This window comes from Dermabacter sp. Marseille-Q3180 (genome assembly GCF_940792985.1).
GTDB lineage: Bacteria > Actinomycetota > Actinomycetes > Actinomycetales > Dermabacteraceae > Dermabacter > Dermabacter vaginalis.
In genome coordinates this window covers 228,143-246,943 of record NZ_CALNWU010000001.1, presented here as the reverse complement: position 1 = coordinate 246,943, position 18,801 = coordinate 228,143, and the positions used below count along the sequence as shown (strand labels likewise).

14 protein-coding genes are annotated in these 18,801 nt (G+C 62.1%); 9 read left to right on the top strand and 5 right to left on the bottom strand.

The window, feature by feature from the left end; all coding sequences use genetic code 11:
* Positions 1-49: 49 nt before the first annotated feature.
* The 9 genes from uvrA to secG all read left to right on the top strand — a co-directional run bounded on the left by uvrA (position 50) and on the right by secG (position 11,373).
* The gene (gene uvrA, locus NBW56_RS01155) at positions 50-2,884 is read left to right on the top strand and encodes an excinuclease ABC subunit UvrA (protein WP_150333214.1); all 2,835 of its coding nucleotides are present in this window, start codon (positions 50-52) and stop codon (positions 2,882-2,884) included.
* Positions 2,884-4,800, top strand: a complete 1,917-nt coding sequence (uvrC, locus tag NBW56_RS01150) for an excinuclease ABC subunit UvrC (RefSeq protein ID WP_250257663.1) — start codon at positions 2,884-2,886, stop codon at positions 4,798-4,800. The genes uvrA and uvrC overlap by 1 nt, the downstream gene beginning before the upstream one ends.
* A 13-nt stretch (positions 4,801-4,813) precedes the next feature.
* The gene (gene rapZ, locus NBW56_RS01145) at positions 4,814-5,716 is read left to right on the top strand and encodes an RNase adapter RapZ (protein WP_250258513.1); all 903 of its coding nucleotides are present in this window, start codon (positions 4,814-4,816) and stop codon (positions 5,714-5,716) included.
* Positions 5,716-6,738, top strand: a complete 1,023-nt coding sequence (locus NBW56_RS01140; RefSeq protein WP_317889363.1) for a gluconeogenesis factor YvcK family protein — start codon at positions 5,716-5,718, stop codon at positions 6,736-6,738. Before rapZ ends, NBW56_RS01140 begins: the two co-directional genes overlap by 1 nt.
* Position 6,739: 1 nt before the next feature.
* On the top strand, positions 6,740-7,723 hold the full coding sequence (gene whiA / locus NBW56_RS01135) for a DNA-binding protein WhiA (protein ID WP_065247853.1): 984 nt from the start codon (positions 6,740-6,742) through the stop codon (positions 7,721-7,723).
* 164 nt (positions 7,724-7,887) lie between these two features.
* A complete protein-coding gene (gene gap, locus NBW56_RS01130) occupies positions 7,888-8,892 on the top strand; it encodes a type I glyceraldehyde-3-phosphate dehydrogenase (RefSeq protein WP_250257662.1) in 1,005 nt (334 codons plus the stop codon).
* A gap of 148 nt (positions 8,893-9,040) precedes the next feature.
* Complete coding sequence (locus NBW56_RS01125; protein WP_239378452.1) at positions 9,041-10,237, top strand: phosphoglycerate kinase; 1,197 nt, start codon at positions 9,041-9,043, stop codon at positions 10,235-10,237.
* Between the two features lie 2 nt (positions 10,238-10,239).
* Entirely contained in the window at positions 10,240-11,022 is a 783-nt protein-coding gene (tpiA, locus tag NBW56_RS01120; protein ID WP_250257661.1) for a triose-phosphate isomerase, read from the top strand.
* Between the two features lie 108 nt (positions 11,023-11,130).
* The gene (secG, locus tag NBW56_RS01115) at positions 11,131-11,373 is read left to right on the top strand and encodes a preprotein translocase subunit SecG (RefSeq protein ID WP_065247849.1); all 243 of its coding nucleotides are present in this window, start codon (positions 11,131-11,133) and stop codon (positions 11,371-11,373) included.
* Positions 11,374-11,389: 16 nt separating this feature from the next.
* On the opposite strand, the gene aroD is transcribed toward secG, so the two are convergent.
* From aroD to tkt, 5 genes are all read right to left on the bottom strand, one after another.
* Complete coding sequence (aroD, locus tag NBW56_RS01110) at positions 11,390-12,166, bottom strand: type I 3-dehydroquinate dehydratase (RefSeq protein ID WP_250257660.1); 777 nt, start codon at positions 12,164-12,166, stop codon at positions 11,390-11,392.
* Between the two features lie 53 nt (positions 12,167-12,219).
* On the bottom strand, positions 12,220-13,917 hold the full coding sequence (gene pgl / locus NBW56_RS01105) for a 6-phosphogluconolactonase (protein ID WP_250257659.1): 1,698 nt from the start codon (positions 13,915-13,917) through the stop codon (positions 12,220-12,222).
* Positions 13,914-15,452 (bottom strand): glucose-6-phosphate dehydrogenase, encoded by a 1,539-nt coding sequence (zwf, locus tag NBW56_RS01100; RefSeq protein ID WP_126846054.1) that lies wholly within the window; start codon positions 15,450-15,452, stop codon positions 13,914-13,916. Before zwf ends, pgl begins: the two co-directional genes overlap by 4 nt.
* An 85-nt stretch (positions 15,453-15,537) precedes the next feature.
* Positions 15,538-16,641, bottom strand: a complete 1,104-nt coding sequence (gene tal, locus NBW56_RS01095) for a transaldolase (protein ID WP_250257658.1) — start codon at positions 16,639-16,641, stop codon at positions 15,538-15,540.
* Between the two features lie 51 nt (positions 16,642-16,692).
* Entirely contained in the window at positions 16,693-18,792 is a 2,100-nt protein-coding gene (gene tkt / locus NBW56_RS01090; protein WP_065248745.1) for a transketolase, read from the bottom strand.
* Positions 18,793-18,801 lie beyond the last annotated feature (9 nt).

The following is an 18,801-nucleotide window of genomic DNA, read 5'->3' as shown; positions in this document are numbered from 1 at the left end:
CTACGGCGGCGCCCTTCGCTTTTCAGAACCGACTCCTAGAATTGTGAGGGTGAGTGAAGCATTGATTGTGCGCGGTGCGCGCGAACATAACCTCAAGAACATCGACCTCGAGATCCCCCGCAATGCGCTCGTGGTCTTTTCGGGACTTTCGGGATCGGGGAAATCCTCCCTCGCGTTTGACACCATCTTCGCTGAGGGGCAGCGCCGATACGTCGAATCGCTTTCGAGCTATGCGCGGCAGTTCCTCGGGCAGATGGACAAACCGAAAGTGGAGTTCATTGAGGGGCTTTCGCCCGCCGTGTCGATCGACCAGAAATCGACCAACCGCAACCCCCGCTCCACGGTCGGCACAATCACGGAGATTCACGACTACTTGCGCCTCCTTTTTGCGCGCACGGGGATCCAGCACTGCCCTACGTGTGGAGCAGAGATTTCCTCGCAAAGTGCGGAGCAAATGGTCGACGCTCTCCTCGCTTACCCTGAAGGAACGCGCTTCCAGCTGCTCGCACCAGTGGTGAAGGGGCGTAAGGGCGAGCACTCCGACCTTTTGAGCTCACTTCAGTCGCAGGGTTTTTCTCGCGCGCGCATCGACGGCGAGGTCACGCGCCTTTCGAGCGAGATTTCGCTCGCGAAAACGAAGAAGCACACGATTGAGGTCATCGTTGATCGCCTCGCCGTCAAGGACGGCTCACGGACGCGCCTGACCGATTCGGTGGAAACTGCGACCCGACTTTCGGGCGGTGTGGTGGTCGCCGACTTCGTCGATGAAGAGGAAGGCTCACCCGAGCGTATTCGTCGGTTCTCCGAGAAGCGGGCCTGCCCCAATGAACATCCGCTTGAACTCGAAGAAATCGAACCTCGATCCTTTTCGTTTAACGCTCCTTACGGCGCGTGCCCGGAGTGCGCGGGCATTGGGACGAGGCTCGAGATTGACCCCGAACTTGTGGTTCCCGATGAATCGGCGACACTTGCGGAAGGGGCAATTGCGCCGTGGACACTCGGCAGCGCCGACCACCACCAGCAGGTGATGAGCGCACTCGCCGGCGAGCTTGGATTTTCCATGGATACGCCGTGGAAGGATCTTTCTCGCGAAGCGAGGGACGCTCTGCTCAACGGCCATCACTTCAAAGTTCACGTGCGTTACCGCAATCGCTTCGGGCGTGAACGGCGGTACTCGACGGGCTTCGAGGGCGTCATGCACTACCTCAAGCGTAGGCACGAGGACACGGAATCCGATTGGGCTCGCGAGCGTTATGAGCAGTTCATGAGGAACGCTCCCTGCCCCGTGTGCCAGGGCCGCAGGCTGAGGCCTGAGGTTCTCGCCATTACCGTTGGGGGAAAGTCAATTGCGGAGTTCTCTGATCTCCCCATTGGCGAAGCAAAGAAGTTTCTCGAGGGGGTCGAATTCTCCGAGCGCGATCTGACGATCGCCGAGGAGATCCTCCGCGAGATTCACGCACGCCTCGGGTTCCTCGTGGACGTGGGCCTCAACTATCTCAACCTCTCGCGTGCTGCGGGAACCCTTTCTGGCGGCGAGGCCCAGCGTATCCGTCTTGCGACCCAAATCGGATCGGGGCTTGTGGGCGTGCTGTACGTTCTCGACGAGCCGTCGATCGGCTTGCACCAGCGTGATAACCAGCGTCTCATCCACACTCTCGTGAGGCTGCGCGATCTTGGCAATACTCTCATCGTGGTGGAACACGACGAGGACACGCTTCGCACAGCCGACTGGATCGTGGACATCGGCCCCAAAGCAGGCGAATACGGTGGCGAAGTGGTGTACTCGGGCGCCTACGAAGGGCTCCTTGAGGAACCGCGATCGATCACCGGTCAGTACCTGAGCGGTGAGCGTGCGATTGAGGTGCCGAAGGAACGACGCAAGGTGGATCGCGGTCGCGTGCTCAAAGTGGTGAACGCGCGAGAAAACAATCTCCAGGGCGTCAACGTCACCGTCCCCCTCGGTCTTTTCACCGCGGTCACGGGCGTCTCCGGTTCGGGGAAGTCCACGCTCGTCAACGACATCCTCTACCGTGTGCTCGCCAAAAACCTCAATCGTGCACGCGTCGTTCCTGGCCGTCACACGCGAGTGGAGGGGCTTGAGAACCTCGACAAGGTCGTGCACGTCGACCAATCGCCGATTGGCCGTACGCCCCGATCGAACCCCGCGACGTATACGGGCGTGTGGGATCGCATTCGAACGCTCTTTGCGCAGACGGCCGAGGCGAAGGTTCGCGGCTATAAGGCGGGGCGCTTCTCCTTTAACGTCAAGGGAGGGCGCTGCGAAAACTGCGCCGGCGACGGCACGATCAAGATCGAAATGAACTTCCTTCCGGACGTTTATGTGAAGTGCGAAGTGTGTCACGGGGCCCGCTACAACTCCGAGACCCTCCAGGTGCATTTCAAGGGCAAGAATGTCGCTGAGGTACTCGACATGCCCATCGCCGAAGCCGTCGAGTTCTTCGAAGCGGTTCCTGCCATCCATCGTCAGCTTGCGACCCTCGTGGAAGTGGGGCTCGGCTACGTGCGACTCGGGCAGTCCGCCACCACGCTCTCGGGTGGTGAGGCGCAGCGCGTGAAGCTCGCGGCGGAACTTCATAAGCGCTCGAAGGGCCGCACGATTTACGTGCTGGACGAGCCGACTACAGGCCTCCATTTCGAGGACATCAAGAAGCTTCTTGCGGTGCTCCAGGGACTTGTGGACAAGGGGAACTCCGTGGTCGTCATCGAGCACAATCTCGACGTCATCAAGAGCGCCGACTACCTCATCGACCTCGGCCCAGAAGGCGGTAGCGGTGGTGGGCGCGTGATCGCCACGGGTACGCCCGAGCAAGTCGCCAAGGTCGAGGAGTCCTTCACCGGGCAGTTCCTCAGGGATCTTCTGTAATGGCTGACCCGGCGACGTACCGTCCGGCGCCAGGGTCTATTCCGACGGATCCCGGCGTTTATCGATTCCTCGATCCCGATTCGAGGGTCATCTACGTGGGGAAGGCCAAGAACCTTCGCCAGCGCCTGAGTAATTACTTTCAGGACCTCACGCATCTCCACCCGCGCACCCAAAAAATGGTGACGACCGCGAGCCAGGTGCAGTGGACGGTCGTGACAAGCGATGTCGAGGCGCTCACGCTCGAGTACACGTGGATCAAAGAATTCGACCCGCGCTTTAACGTCAAGTTCCGCGACGATAAGTCCTACCCGTTCCTCGTCGTGACGATGGGCAACAAGGTTCCACGGGCGATGATTACCCGCAAAGAACGCCACAAATCCGATCGCTCGTTCGGACCGTACGCTCACGTGTGGGCCATCCGCGAAACGCTCGATCTTCTCTTGCGAGTATTCCCCGTGAGAACGTGCACTCAGGGCGTCTATAGCCGCGCGGAACGCTCGGGCCGCCCGTGCCTTCTCGGTTTCATCGGGAAGTGCGCGGCGCCGTGCGTGGGCAACGTGAGCCTTGACGAGCATCGCGAACTTGCCGAGAACCTCGTCGCCTTTATGGACGGCAATACGGGCGCTTTCGTGAGGGATCGACGCGCCAAGATGAAAGCCGCGGCGGCCGAGATGGACTACGAGGCCGCAGCCCGGTACCGTGACGATATCGCCGCCCTGGAGAAGGTCATGGAGAAAAACTCGGTCGTGCTGTCGGACGCGACCGATGCGGATCTTGTTGCTCTCGAACTCGATGAGCTTGAAGCCAGCGTGCAGGTATTCCACGTGCGCGGGGGGCGTATTCGCGGCCAGCGCGGGTGGGTTGCCGAGCTGCTCGATGATTCGGGTCCCGCGGAGCTTATGGAGCGCGCGCTCACCCAGTTGTATCAAGGCACCGACACGAAGCCTCCTCACGAGATTCTCGTGACACACATGCCTTTGCGTCCGGACGAGATTCGAGAGCTTCTCGGCAGACAAAGCATCGACATCCGCGTACCGGTGCGCGGCGAAAAGAAAGCTCTTCTCGAGACGGTGAGCGCTAATGCGAAGGAAGCGATGAGGCTTGGCAAGCTCCGCCGCACGGGGGACCTCACTGCGCGCTCCAAAGCGCTCGAAGAACTTGGTGAAGCGCTCGGTATGGACGACGCCCCGCTGCGCATCGAATGTTTCGATATCTCCCACTCGCAAGGCACGAACGTCGTGGGATCGATGGTCGTGTTCGAAGACGGCCTCCCGCGCAAGAGCGAATACCGACGGTTCTCAATCTCGGGCGATGCTGCAAGGGACGATACCGCGAGCATCGAGGACGTGATCCGGCGCCGGCTTCGCCACCACCTCGAGCACAAGGAAGCCCGCGCGAGCGGCGAGGCTGTTGACCCCTCCGCAACGCGCTTCGCGTACCCGCCTAATCTCATGATCGTGGACGGCGGTCTCCCACAGGTCAATGCTGCGAAACGCGTCATGGAGGAGATGGGCATCAGCGACATTGCCCTCATTGGCATCGCGAAGCGCCTCGAAGAAGTGTGGGTGCCCGATGACGACTACCCCCTCATTCTCCCGCGAACCTCCGAGGCACTCTTTTTGATCCAACGCCTTCGCGACGAAGCACACCGATTCGCGATCACCTTCCACCGATCAAAGCGAGGACGCTCCATGCACGAGAGCGTGCTTGACGAAATTCCGGGACTAGGACCGAGCCGACGCAGGGCCCTCCTCGACCGGTTCACCACGGTCGACGCCATTCGTAAGGCCCGCGTCGAGGATCTCGAGAGTGTTCCCGGGATTGGCCCTTCACTCGCGGCAACGATCCACTCCGCACTACAATCCGAAGAGCGGGCCCCTGCGGTAAACATGACGACGGGAGAGATTCTTGAGTGATCACACGAAAGACCTGAGCGACGCCGAGGCTCAGCAGGCGTCGGACCAAAGCGGTGTGTCTCCGGAAATTGTCATCATTACGGGACTTGCCGGAGCGGGGCGTGAAACCGCCGCACACGCTCTTGAGGACATGGGCTGGTACGTCGTCTACAACATTGCGCCCCAGTTGATTCGCACGCTCTTCGATCTTCAGTCGCAGGCTGTAGGTCGCGCCAATCGCTTTGCGGTCGTGACAGATCCTCGTTCGGGCCCGTTCTTCAACGACCTCCCCGAGGTCATTCAGGACCTGCGCGAGCAAGAAGTCCGCACGCGCCTCGTTTTCTTGAGTGCCGACCAAAATACACTCGTGCGCCGCTTCGACTCGGTGCGCCGCCCCCACCCTCTTCAGGGAGAGGAGGGAGTGCTCGAAGGAATCCGCCGTGAGCGTGAGCAGCTTGCCCCACTTCGTCGCATGGCTGACATCGTCATCGACACCTCGCCTCTCAACGTCCATCAGCTCTCGATGCGCATGCGCAAAGAGTTTGGCGAAGGTGACGACCACACCGTTACCGTTAACGTTCTTAGCTTCGGCTTCAAGTACGGAATTCCCATTGAATCGGATTACGTTGCCGACGTGCGCTTCCTCCCGAACCCGTACTGGGTTCCGGAGCTTCGCGACAAGCGCGGCATCGATAAAGAGGTCGCGGATTACGTTCTTGAACAGGCCAACGCGCAAGAGTTCATCGCCCGCTACGTCGACATGCTCATTCCTGTTCTCCGCGGGTATCGTGAGGAAAACAAACAATTTGCGGCTGTCGCGATCGGATGCACCGGTGGAAAACACCGCTCCGTCGCAGTCGCGGAAAACGTTGGGGATGAACTTCGCAAGCTCGGCTACCCCGTGCGCGTGCGCCACCGCGACCTCGGCCGGGAGTAATGACCGTGAGTGCGAATGTTCCGAGGCGTACGTCCTCACTCATGCCCACGCCTCTTCGCAGCCGCACACGTGGGCCCAAAGTCGTGGCCTTCGGCGGTGGGCACGGCCTTTCGGCAAGCCTCAATGCGCTTCGACACCTCACGCGCGACCTCACCGCTGTCGTCACGGTCGCCGATAACGGAGGCTCTTCGGGCAGGCTCCGAGCTGAAATGCCGATCCTTCCGCCCGGGGACCTCCGCATGGCGCTGTCCGCCCTGTGTGAAGATTCGGAATGGGGAGTGACATGGCGCGATGTCGTACAGCATCGCTTCACCTCCGAGGGCGACATGGATGGCCACTCTCTCGGCAACTTCCTCATCGTTGCCCTTTGGCAGCTCCTGGACGACCCTATCGCCGCGCTCGACTACGTGGGCGAGCTCCTCGGCACCTCTGGGCGCGTGCTGCCCATGGCACTCGAGCCTCTCGACATTGAAGCCCTCGTGTCGTTCCCGGGGGAGGGGACACGGACAATCCGTGGACAGGCGGATGTTGCCGCGACCACCGGCCACGTCGAAACCTTGCGCGTGATCCCGCCCGAGCCCGCCATCGCACGCGAGGTCCTTGACTCCATCGATGAGGCCGAATGGCTCGTGATCGGCCCCGGAAGTTGGTACACCTCGGTTCTCCCGCACGTGAAAATCCCCGAATTGCGCGAGGCGATCGAGCATACAAAAGCACGGAAAATTCTCACGATGAATCTTGCGGCGGGGCGCTCGGAAACCGTCGGACTCACCGGGGTTGACCTCCTGAACATCGTGTGTGATGCGGCCCCAGGCCTCGCGTTCGACGCCCTCATTGCCGACCCTTCCGCCGAACGAGACGGTGGGAAAGCACTGACGAGTGCCGCTCACGAACGTGGAATTGACGTTCTCATGCGCATGGTGTCGACCGGCGATGGAACCCCCACACACGATCCACTTCGACTCGCGACCGCGTATCGCGACGTGTTTAATGGCGTTTTCACCCACCCACGGAAGGACTGAAATGGCCCTGACTGCCGATGTCAAGGAGGAGCTCTCCCATCTCGACGTGACGCGCGTAAGTGCGCGTAAAGCGGAGGTGGCAACCCTTTTGCGCTTTGCCGGTGGGCTTCATCTCGTGGGTGGTCGCGTGTCAATTGAAGCCGAACTCGACCAGTCGGCGAGCGCGCGCAGGCTCAAAACCTACGTGGCTGATCTTTACGGTCACGCAAGTGAGGTGACCGTACTCGCGGCTTCGGGCATCCGACGCTCGACTCGCTACATCGTGCGCGTTCTTTCTGACGGGGCGATGTTTGCGAAACAAACCGGCCTTCTTGACGCGCGTTCACGGCCCGTTCGTGGGCTTCCGCCGCTCGTCGTTGGCGGTAGCGCTGAGGATCAGGCTGCCGCGTGGCGCGGGGCCTTCCTCGCCCACGGAAGCCTCACCGAACCCGGCCGAAGCGCGGCGCTTGAACTCACGTGCCCTGGCTCCGAAGTCGCTCTCGCCATGGTGGGCTCGGCACGTCGGCTCGGGATCCAGGCAAAATCGAAGGAAGTCCGCGGCACCGATCGGGTGGTGATTCGCGACGGCGAGGCCATTGGTCAGATGCTCACGCTCATGGGAGCGGAGAAAACCGCGGCACTGTGGAACGACAAGCGCTCGAAGCGCGAGGTGCGCGCCACCGCAAATCGGCTCGCGAACTTTGACGACGCTAATCTGCGTCGCTCCGCCCGAGCCGCCGTGGCCGCTGGTGCGCGGGTCGAGAGGGCGCTTGAGATTCTGGGAGACGACATTCCCGATCACTTGCGCGCTGCGGGCCAATTGCGGATCGAGCATCGCCAGGCGAGCCTCGAGGAGTTGGGACAACTTGCCGACCCACCCATGACAAAGGATGCGGTGGCGGGGAGGATTCGACGCCTTCTCGCCCTTGCCGACAAGACCGCCGAAGAGCGCGGCATTCCGGGAACAGAGGCCAACATTAGTCCCGAATTGTTAGATGGGGAATAAAAAATCGCTTTTGAGCCCGGTTTTTCGTCCAGGTTCCTGTGAGCCTCGCATCACAACGTTGATAGGGTTGAGGCAACCCGCACATGCGGGATCCATGCGTACAACGAGGTGCGCGAAGCCCAGTCCCACACGGCGGAAACGCCGCCGTGCACCAAGGAGGAACTGTGACCGTAAAGGTTGGTATTAACGGATTCGGTCGTATCGGCCGTAACTTCGCGCGCGCTGCTTTTGAGCAGGGTGCGGACATCGAGATCGTTGCCGTCAACGACCTCACCGACACCAAGACCCTCTCGCACCTCGTGAAGTACGACTCGATCCTCGGCCGCTTCAACGGCGACGTTGAGTCCACCGAGGATTCGATCACCATCGACGGCAAGTCGATCAAGGTGTTCTCGGAAAAGGATCCGGCAGCGATCGACTGGGCGTCGGTTGGCGCTGAGGTCGTCGTGGAGTCGACCGGTCTCTTCACCGACGCTGAGAAGGCCAAGGCACACCTCGGTGACACCGTCAAGAAGGTCATCATCTCGGCTCCCGGCAAGAACGTTGACGCCACCTTCGTGGTCGGCGTGAACGAAGGCGACTACGACGCTGACAACCACCACGTGGTCTCGAACGCGTCGTGCACGACCAACTGCCTCGCGCCTCTCGCCAAGGTTCTCAACGATGAATTCGGCATCGTCAAGGGCCTCATGACCACGGTTCACGCCTACACGGGTGACCAGCGCATCCTCGACGCGCCCCACAAGGATCTGCGCCGCGCCCGCGCCGCAGCCCTCAACATCATTCCGACCAAGACCGGCGCTGCTGCTGCCGTTGCTCTCGTGCTCCCCGAGCTCAAGGGCAAGTTCGATGGCTACGCACTCCGCGTTCCCACGCCGACCGGCTCGGTTGTTGACCTCACCTTCGAGGCTGAGCGCGAGGTTTCCGTCGAGGAGATCAACGCTGCCGTGAAGAAGGCGGCTGAAGGCCCGCTCAAGGGCGTTCTTGCTTACACCGAGGACCCGATCGTGTCGAAGGACATCGAGACCGATCCCCACAGCTCGATCTTCGATGCTGGCTGCACCAAGGTCATCGGCAACCAGGTCAAGGTTGTGTCGTGGTACGACAACGAGTGGGGCTACTCGAACCGCCTCGTTGACCTGACCGTCCTTATCGGCGAGAAGCTCTGATTCTCCCCAACGCTCACTCTTGAGTACCTCGATGAAGGGTCCGCGTCACGGCACGGCTGTGGGCGCGGACCCTTCGTCCACCCGGGGCATCGTGCCCCACACGGGGCGTGCAATCGCCGCCCCGCCCCTTTTCATGAGGATGTGACCCATGCTTAAGACCATCGATTCGCTCGGCGACCTCGCCGGCAAGCGCGTTCTCGTGCGCGCCGATCTCAACGTTCCGCTCGACGGCACGACCATCACGGACGATGGCCGTATCCGTGCCTCGTTGCCGACGATCAATGCGCTGCGCGAGAAGGGCGCGCGTGTCATCGTGACCGCTCACCTCGGCCGTCCGAAAGGTGCGCCGGATCCCAAGTTTTCCCTGAAGCCCGCTGTGGATCGCCTGAGCGAGCTCCTTGACGCTCCCGTGGCTTTCGCTACCGACACCGTTGGCGACAGCGCTAAGCAGACCGTCGAGAACCTTGGCGATGGCGATGTTGCCGTGCTCGAGAATGTTCGCTTCAACGCTGGCGAAACGAGCAAGGATCAAGCTGAGCGCGAAGCCTTCGCCAAGGAGCTTGCCTCGCTCGCTGATGCCTTCGTTTCGGACGGCTTTGGTGTTGTCCACCGCAAGCAGGCTTCGGTGTACGACGTCGCTCAGCTTTTGCCCGCTGCCGCCGGTTCCCTCGTGGAGAAGGAAGTGGAATCGCTGCGCAAGGTCACCGATGAACCGGCCCGCCCGTTTGTCGTGATCCTTGGCGGTTCGAAGGTTTCGGACAAGCTCGGTGTGATCGATAACCTCCTCGGCAAGGCTGACCGCCTCCTGATCGGTGGCGGTATGAGCTACACCTTCCAGAAGGCCCTCGGCCACGAGGTTGGCAAGTCGCTCCTTGAAGAAGACCAGGTGGAGACCGTGAAGGGCTACCTCAAGCGCGCCGAGGAATCGGGCGTCGAGATCGTCCTTCCGGTCGACAACGTCGTGTCGGAGAACTTCGGTCCGGATGGCCCCGCGGACGTCGTTCCCTCGAACGAAATCCCGGCCGAAAAGGAAGGCCTCGACATTGGCCCGAAGACCCGCGAACTGTTCGCCTCGAAGCTGGGCGATGCCGGCACGGTCTTCTGGAACGGCCCCATGGGCGTGTTTGAGTTCGAGCTTTATGCCGACGGCACGAAGGCTATCGCCGAGGCACTCGCCGAGTGCCCGGGCTACACGGTTGTGGGCGGCGGCGATTCCGCTTCCGCGATTCGTAACCTTGGCTTCGACGAAGCACGCTATTCCCACATTTCCACCGGCGGCGGGGCCAGCCTCGAGCTCATCGAGGGTAAGGAACTGCCGGGTATCGCCATTCTTGAGGAGAAGTGATTATGACTCGTACACCGCTCATTGCAGGCAATTGGAAGATGAACCTGACCTACATCGAGGCACAGGCGCTGCTTGAGGATCTCGTGGAGAACCTCAAGGAGGCCGGCCACAAGGCCGATGCCGTGGAGGTCGCGGTTCTTCCCCCGTTCGTGGACATCCGCACCGTGCAGACCGTTCTCGATGGCTCGAATTCCGGCATCGCTTTCGGAGGCCAGGATATTTCCGAGCACGAGTCGGGCGCTTACACGGGCGAGGTCTCGGGCAAGATGCTCAAGGCGCTCGGCGCGACCTACGCCGCTGTTGGCCACTCGGAGCGTCGTCAGTACCACGGTGAGACCGAGCAGGTGACCAACGCTAAGGTCAAGGCCGCCCTCGCGAATGAGCTTTCGCCCATCCTGTGCGTTGGCGAACCACTCGAAGAGCGCAAGGCCGGCAAGCACGTCGAGTACACCCTTGCTCAGGTCGAGGGCGGTCTCGAAGGCCTCTCGGCTGAGGAGGTCAAGAAGGTCGTTATCGCGTACGAGCCCGTGTGGGCCATCGGCACCGGCGAGGTCGCCACGAGCGAGGACGCACAGGAAGTGTGCCACGAGATCCGCGATCTGCTCGCCACGAAGTTCGGCGACGAGGTTGCCGACGCCGTGCGCGTGCTCTACGGCGGCTCGGTGAAGTCCTCCTCGATTGTGGACCTCATGCAGCAGGCCGATGTCGACGGCGCCCTCGTGGGCGGTGCGTCGCTCAAGGCTGACGAGTTCGCGAGGATCGCCACCTACAACGTGGCTGCTTGATTTCCCTCACGAACGAAGTAGTGTGCTACGCGGCTCGGCCATAGGCTGGGCCGCGTAGCGTATTGTTAACGTCGTTGCCCGTTTTTCAATCGAAGGATTCGCCCGGTCATGGAAATTCTGAAGATCGCACTCTTCATTCTTCTTGCGATCACGAGCCTCCTGCTCATGATGTTCATCCTCATGCACAAGGGGCGCGGCGGCGGCCTTTCCGACATGTTCGGTGGCGGCATCTCGACCGGCGCGGGTTCTTCGGGAGTTGCCGAACGCAACCTTAACATCATCACGACCATCGTCGGCGTGGTGTGGCTCGGTTGTGCGATCGGCATCGCCGTGCTTGAACGCTTAGGTTAATCGCCCCTCGGGCGCGCTACCGCTCAAGGAGAGCAGCGAGGGCACGGGCGCTTGGCTGCCCGGGGGCGGATTCGGGTCCGACGGTGGCAAAGCAGGCGTCGGAACCAAAAACTCCGCCGGCAAGCCGGCTCACCCTGCCAAGGCGCCCCATGGCAATCGCCATGAGCGCATGCTCAAGTCTGTTTCTTGCCTCGAGGCCAGCACCGAGGAGCGCGAGGACATCCTCGGGGGTATGAGGCATGACGGCGAGCTTGGCGACGGCACGATCGGCAGGCGCGAGAGCCGCCATGTATTCGAGCATGGCGAGCATTTCTTCACGCGTAGGAGTGGCATCGAAGAAATGACGCGAGAGAACGACGGGGAGGCCCGACTTTTCAGCCGCGTCGAGAACGGCGCTGATGGCGGCGGGGTGACGCGCCACTTCCACGTCGATGGCATGCGCGAGGCCGGAGCTCGTAATCGAGCAGAGCAGCTCGGCGTACACGTCGTCGGAAACACCCCACTCACCGCCCTCACGTGCGGTCCGTATCGTCGCGAGGAGAGGCAGTGAGGAAGCGACCTCACTAACGCCCTGAAGTGCGGCGTAGGCACGTTCTTTGGCAGTAGCTGGGGAAGCTTGGGAAGCGGCTAGGACGTGGTCGAGGCGCACCTCGAGAATGTCCACGGGGGCATCGATAGCCGCGTGAGCCTCGGCCTTAAGCTCATCGAGCGTTGACCCCAAGACGGGCGCGATGATCGCCGTCTCGTGCTCCGCGCCAAGCGGAACATTACCGATCATCACGCCCGTTGTCATGGGATCTCCATCTATGTTTTCCCGCATTCGACGAGTGCGGGGCCGATGATTGCTCAGAGGAAGTGCGCGGCTTCCTTATCAAGGAACCACGTTGTTGATTCGGTACCGCGCACCGCGGAGGCGGGGCACTGTGCCGCATCGATCTTCGTATGCGCGGTCTTCACGGCCTGGGCCTTATCGAAGCCCGCCACGAGGAATGACACGTGGCGCGAGCTGTTGAGAACCGGCCAGGAAAGCGAAATGCGTTCCGAAGGAGGCTTCGGGGACTGACGCACGGGAACCGCGTAGGCCGAGGTTGCGCGTGCATCGGGGTGCTCCGGGAAAAGCGAAGCCACGTGGCCGTCGGGTCCGACACCGAGAAGGAGCACATCGAAATACGCTTCGCCCTGGGTGGTAAACGCGGAGTCACCACCTTGAATGGTCAGCTGTTGGCCGTACCACGCGGCAGCCTCGTCGAGGTTCATGCCTGCGTCGGCCCCGGGAATCGTGTGGACGTTGTACACGGGGATTCCCGCACCGGTCGTCAGGGCCGATATCACGGGCCGATCGTTACGATCCGAGGACTTCGCCGCGACGAACCGTTCATCCCCCCACCACACGTGGAGCTTTGACGTATCCACGTCGGCGAACTCGAGAGAAATGGCGATGCGCTCGGCTGTTGCCGTTCCCGCACGCCCGCCGGTGAGTACGAGATGCGCGATTCCGCGTTCCTCGATCGCGGTGGCGATGCGCGCAACGGCGTCCTTTGCCACGGCTTTCACGACGGCATCCATATCGGCCGTGAAAACGTCGGTCGGTTCGGGCTTGCCAACGGCGAAACTGCCCGGATCGCCCGTGAGGGGGAACGCTTTTTTGAGAACGTCGCCGTAGACGTCATCGGGATCGAGGCGTCGCAATTCCTCGCTCAAGAGGTCGTACATGGTGCGCTTCGGCATCGTCACGAACTGGTCGTCATTGTTGCCGGGAAGACTCATCGTGATGCCCTCCTCGCTTGAGCGCATGAGGCGAATATCGCCGTCCGTGCGATGCAGCGTCACCGCACTCAGGCCATGATCGGCCTCAACCGCCTTGAACTCCACGGGCACATCGTCTCCGAGCGAGTTCTGCAGCCATGCTTGCATGAGCAGCGAAGACGGATTGTTCTCGATCCCCTCGACCGTGATTGCGGTGGGCGTAGGTGCGGGCGGATAGTCGTACGCGGTAGCAACGAGACCGCGCCAGTTGGTGATGCGCGACCACGAGAGATCGGAATCTCCGGACTTGTAGCCGCGAGCCAAGCGCAAAAGCGAAGATTTCGGGTTCTCACACTGGTAGACGTCGGTAATGCGACGCTGGGCGATCGCCCCGAGCGGGTCCTGGGACGGTGAAGCTGGAGGCGTGTACGGCCACCACGTGACAATCGGCGCATCGGGAAGGAGGAGCGGGGTGATGAGCGTGTCGAGACCCGCGTTCACGCGCCCGTGTGCCCGGAGAATAATGACCTCTCCCGCACCCGCGTCGGTGCCCACGCGAATCTCCGCGTCAAGGGCGTCGCGCGTCGAGCCGTGTTCGGTCACGATCACGATGATGCGGGCAGGGTGCTCCTGGCTCGCACGAACGGCCGCTTTAATCGGGTCATCGAGCGAACCTGTGTGGGTCACGATCACGAGGGTCGCGACGCGATTGAGGGAGATGAGCCCCTCCTCCTCGCGCAAATCGCGAAGCCTCGCGCTGATTTGCGAAGCGGTGGTGTTCTCAAGGGTGGAAATCATGGACGCCTCCAAGTGCGGCCGTCGCGGGCCATCATGTCGTGTGCGGTCTGCGGCCCCCACGTGCCAGAGCGGTACGGGGCTGGCGGCATGTGCTCATCCCAGAATTCAAGGATGGGGTCGAGAATCTGCCACGAAAGTTCGACCTCTTTTTGCCGCGGGAAGAGCGGGGGAGCGCCACGCAGAACATCGAGAATCAGACGCTCGTACGCCTCAGGTGACTCTTCCGTGAACGTCGAGCCGTACGCGAAGTCCATATTGACGTCGCGCACTTCCATTTGCGTGCCCGGCACCTTGGAGCCGAATCGCATCGTCACGCCCTCGTCTGGCTGGACGCGAATCACGACTGCGTTCTGGCCGAGATCGACCGTGTCGGTATCGCGGAACGGCAAGAACGGAACTTGCTTGTAGACGATCGCGATCTCTGTGACGCGGCGGCCAAGGCGCTTGCCTGCGCGGAGATAGAACGGCACACCAGCCCATCGGCGCGTGTTGACCATGAGCTTAATAGCGGCAAAGGTCTCGGTCGTCGAATCTGGGGAAATGCCGTCTTCCTCGAGGTACCCGTTGACCTGCTCGCCGCCCTGCCAGCCACCCACGTATTGGCCACGCGCGGTACCTTCAGCGAGATCTTCTGGCAGCTCAATAGCGGCGAGAACCTTCTCCTTCTCGTTGCGAAGCTCGGCTGCATCGAACGTAATGGGCTCTTCCATCGCCGTGAGAGCGAGGAGCTGAAGCAAGTGGTTCTGGATGACGTCGCGAGCCGTGCCGATGCCGTCGTAGTACCCCGCGCGGGTGCCGATGCCGATGTCTTCGGCCATCGTAATTTGTACGTGATCGACATAGCGCGAGTTCCACACCGGTTCGAACATTTGGTTCGCGAACCGGAACGCCAGGAGATTTTGCACCGTCTCCTTGCCGAGGTAGTGGTCGATGCGGAAGATTTCCTCGGGCTTAAAGACTTTTTCGACGATGTCGTTGAGTTCGCGTGCGCTGTCGAGATCGTGCCCGAAGGGTTTTTCAATCACGACGCGGCGCCACGAGTTTTCCGAGGGTGTGTTAAGTCCGGACTGTGCGAGCTGCTCGGCCACCTGGGGGAAGGCACTCGGCGGAATGGAGAGATAGAAGGCATGGTTTCCGCCCGTGCCGCGCGATTCGTCGAGCTCACTCACCACACGCGTGAGTTCTTCGAACGCTTCGGTGTCATCGAAGGCACCCGTGACGAAACGCAGCCCGCCCCGGAGCTGTTCAAAGGCATGCTCGTTAAAGGGGGTACGCGCGTACTTTTCTACGCTTTCCCGCATGTACGTCGCGAAGTCGTCGTGGCTCCACTCGCGTCTGCCGAAGCCCACGAGACCGAAGGCCGGGGGGAGGAGACCGCGATTATGGAGGTCGTAGATGGCGGGGAGCAGTTTTTTGCGGGCAAGATCGCCCGTCACACCGAACATCACGACCGAGCACGGTCCAGCGATGAGGGGGAGGCGACGGTCGCGCGTGTCGCGCAAGGGGTTGCCGGGTGCAGCTTCGTTCTGCCTCACTGTGGTCCTTTGTGTAGGGATATGTGTGTGTCGCACCCGTGCCCGCGCACCCAAGAAAGGGCACGCGGGCACGAGGCTTCGAGGTTTACTTGGTGGACGCAGCGGCGTCCCGGACTGCCGAGAGGAGTTCCTCCCACGCGGTCTCGAACTTTTCGACGCCCTCGCGCTCGAGAACCGCGAAAACATCGTCAAGATCGATGCCGGCGGCACTGATCTTCTCGAGTGCGTCACGCGCTTCGGCAAAGTCACTTTCGGTGAGGGTGCCTTCGACACGTGCATGGTCGGCGACAGCCTCGAGTGTCTTGCCCGGGACCGTGTTCACGACGGGGTCAGCCACGAGACGGTCGACATACATCGTGTCGGGGTAGGTCTCGTTCTTGACGCCCGTGGATGCCCACAGCGCACGCTGAGGGTTCGCCCCCTTCGCCTTGAGCGCGGCGAAGCGTTCGGAGCCAACGTAATCGAGGTATTCGGCGAAGGCAGCTTGCGCGTTGGCGAGACCAGCCTTGCCGCGAAGCTCGAGGGCCTCGCCGCCGATGGCTTCGAGCCGCTTATCGACTTCGCTGTCCACGCGGGACACGAAGAAAGAGGCAACCGAGTGGATGCGCGAGAGGTCTACGCCGTTCTCGGCGGCCTTTTCAAGGCCCGCGAGGTAGGCGTCGATCACCTGGCGGTAGCGCTTGAGCGAGAAGATCAGCGTAACGTTCACGCTGATGCCCTCGGCGATGGCGCGAGTGATCGCCGGGAGTCCCTCATCTGTCGCGGGGATCTTGATCATGACGTTCTCGCGGTCCACGAGCGCGTGGAGAGACTTCGCTTGCTCGACGGTCTTCTCTTCCTCGTGAGCGAGTCGGGGGTCGACCTCGATGGACACGCGCCCGTCGAAGCCATTCGACTTCTCATAGGTCGGCTTGAACACGTCGCACGCGCTGCGCACGTCCGCAGTCGTGAGCTCGGTGATGGTGTCGTCGACATCGAGGCCTCGCGAGGCTGCGTCGGCAATCGCCGCGTCGTAATCCGACTTTCCGGCGATAGCCGCTTTAAAGATCGCGGGATTCGTGGTGACGCCCACGATGTTGCGCTCGCTCATGAGCTTTTCGAGGTCGCCGCTCTCGATGAGAGCGCGCGAGAGATCGTCAAGCCACAGCGAGACGCCGAGGTCGCTCAGTTTCTGGGTCAGTTCGGTCATGGCAAAACCTTTCGTTAAGAGGTTGCTTGCGCGATATTCCGATGGACTGTTCTACTTTCGGGCTGCGGCGAGGGACTCTTTTGCCTTTGCCGCAACGTTCTCGGCGGTGAAGCCGTACTTCTCGAACAGGAGCGCACCCGAGGCGGACTCGCCGTAGTGCTCGAGCGAGACCGCTCGACCAGCGTCGCCGAGGAAGCGGTACCAGGGCATCGCGATACCCGCCTCGACGCTGACGCGCGCCTTGACCGAGCTCGGGAGAACCGATTCGCGGTACTCCTCGCTTTGCTCGTCGAACCACTCCACGCACGGCATCGACACGAGTCGCGTGGGGATGCCCTCTTCCTCGAGAAGCTTCTGTGCGCCGGCAGCATGTTGTACCTCGGAGCCGGTGGCGATGAGGATGACCTCGGGCTCACCGTTCGAGGCGTCCTTCATGACGTAGGCACCCTTGTCGAGGTTCTCCGCGGCTGCGTACTCGTCGCGATCGAACGTGGGAACGCCCTGACGCGTAAGGATGAGACCCGCTGGACCCTCGTCGCGCTTGAGGATGGCCTTCCATGCCTGGGCCGTCTCGTTCGCGTCGGCCGGACGCACAACCGAGAGGTTCGGGATCGCGCGGTAGGCCGCGAGGTGCTCGACCGGCTGGTGGGTCGGGCCGTCTTCGCCGAGGCCGATCGAGTCGTGCGTCCACACGTAGGTTGCCGGGGTCTTGCACAGCGAAGCGAGGCGCACCGAGCCGCGCATGTAGTCGGCGAATTGGAAGAACGTGCCGCCGTAGGGGCGTGTAAGACCGAAGAGCGAAATACCGCTCAAAATCGCGCCCATGGCGTGCTCGCGGATGCCGAAGTGAAGCGTGCGGCCGTACGGGTTACCCGGGAAATCCTTGGTTTGGTTGGCTTCGGGGATGAAAGACGGCTCACCCTTCATGGTCGTATTGTTCGAGCCGGCGAGGTCAGCGGAACCGCCCCATAGCTCGGGCATGACCGAGGCGAGGGCACCGAGAACTTTGCCCGAAGCGGCGCGGGTGGCGATGCCCTTGGCGTCCGCCTCGAACACCGGGAGCGCCGCGTCGAGGTCCTCGGGAAGTTCGCGAGCGGTCAGGCGGTCGTAGAGCGCCGCGGCATCCGGGTTGGCATTGCGCCACTCGTCGAGTTTCGCATCCCACTCGCGGTGCTTCTCGGCACCGCGTTCGATGAGCTTGCGCGCATGAGCGAGGGCGTCCTCGTCAATTTCGAAGGTCTTCTCGGTATCGAAGCCGAGGATGTCCTTGAGGCCCGAGACCGGCTGATCGCCGAGTGCAGAACCGTGAGCGGCGTGGTCGCCCGACTTGCCCGGGGTGGGCCATGCGATCACGGTGCGAAGCTGAATGAAAGTCGGCTTGTCGGTGACCTTCTGGCCCGCGAGGATCGCGTCCTTGAGCTCCTTGAGGTTCTCGACGTAGTCCGTTCCGCCGTTCGTCCAGTCAACGGTGCGCACGTCCCAGCCGAGCGCCTGATAGCGCGCGGCCGTGTCCTCGGTGAACGCGATGTTCGTGTCGCCCTCGATCGAAATCTCGTTGTCGTCCCAGATGACGATGAGGTTGCCAAGCTGTTGGGTGCCCGCGATCGAGCTGGCCTCGTTGCTCACGCCTTCCTGCAGATCACCGTCGGAAGCGAGAACGTAGGTGAACGTGTCAAACGGGCTTTCGCCGGCAGGGGCAGTCGGGTCGAGGAGGCCGCGCACGCGACGCTGTGCCATCGCGAAACCAACGGAGGAGGCGATTCCCTGGCCGAGCGGGCCGGTCGTCATCTCAACACCAGCGGTGTGGAAATTCTCGGGATGGCCCGGGGTTTTCGAACCTTCGGTGCGGAGGGCCTGAAGATCCTCGAGCTCGAGGCCAAAGCCTCCGAGGAAAAGCTGAAGGTACTGAGTGAGGCTCGTGTGCCCGCACGAAAGGATGAATCGATCGCGACCGAACCACTCCGGGTCCTTCGGGTCGTGGTTCATGATGTCCTGGTACAGGAGGTACGCGGCGGGGGAGAGACTCACGGCAGTGCCCGGGTGCCCGTTGCCGACCTTCTGCACGGCATCGGCGGCGAGGATGCGCGCGTTGTCGATAGCGCGCTTGTCGAGATCGCTCCAGCCCTCGGGGGCTACGAAATTGCTACTCACGAAAGTTTT